This window comes from Confluentibacter lentus, assembly GCF_002806995.1.
In the GTDB taxonomy this organism is placed as follows: domain Bacteria; phylum Bacteroidota; class Bacteroidia; order Flavobacteriales; family Flavobacteriaceae; genus Confluentibacter; species Confluentibacter lentus.
In genome coordinates this window covers 1-799 of sequence record NZ_NIHE01000025.1, presented here as the reverse complement: position 1 = coordinate 799, position 799 = coordinate 1, and the positions used below count along the sequence as shown (strand labels likewise).

The window sequence follows — 799 nt, the reverse complement described above, 5'->3', positions numbered from 1 at the left end:
CAACGTGTTTGTATATGGTTTGTTGCGTGGTTTAAGCACTAAATTTAGCAAATAAAAACCGAATAGAAAATCCGCGAGGATTTTCGTAAGTAAGCTAGAACCAGCAATAAATTATATACGTTGTTGGCAGTAGTTTTTTATTCCGTTAAAACCTCAATTACTTCAGCTTCTCCGATTTTTCTTGGTCCTTCGTGAATCCACCAAATTCTTCCTTTTTTTAGTAACTCCTCAATATTCTGATGTCTTAAAAACATAATTTTTACGTTTTCAGTTTCCCCAGGATAAATTCTATCTTTTTCAAAATCAATTTGTCCAATGTAAGTTGTCGGAAAGTCATTTGAATTTGGCAAATATTCCATAACGTGATTTGGTCTATATCCTGTTCCGATTCCAGTTTCACGTCCTCCATTTTCCTTTGTGTAGAGTGTGAGTTTAGCCGTTATGTTTATTATATCCGAATTCATAAGGTTTGTCAACTTTTATTTACATAAAATCCTTTTTGTTGTGTTTCTATATCTTCAATTATTAATTTTAGACCTAGTGAAAAAACTATTTTCGCCTTTCCGCTATTCGAGTATATTATTCCGTCTTTAATTTCAAAATTATTCTTTCCTAACCAATCTCCAATATGTGTTCCTTCCGCAAATTTCCAATCTTGATTTTTGATATATGATTCCGAATTTATGTAAATAGTTAAGATGATAACAAGTCCGATTATTATACTTAATATTTTAAAAATCCGTTTTTTCATAGTTCAAAATGTTCTTTCGAATGGTTGCTCTCAAATTACTGCCAACGT

2 protein-coding genes are annotated in these 799 nt (G+C 31.3%); both read right to left on the bottom strand.

The window, feature by feature from the left end; genetic code table 11:
* Positions 1 to 137 precede the first annotated feature (137 nt).
* Entirely contained in the window at positions 138 to 464 is a 327-nt protein-coding gene (locus CDH50_RS15025) for a hypothetical protein (RefSeq protein WP_100613114.1), read from the bottom strand.
* A gap of 8 nt (positions 465 to 472) precedes the next feature.
* Entirely contained in the window at positions 473 to 751 is a 279-nt protein-coding gene (locus CDH50_RS15020; protein ID WP_100613113.1) for a hypothetical protein, read from the bottom strand.
* Positions 752 to 799 lie beyond the last annotated feature (48 nt).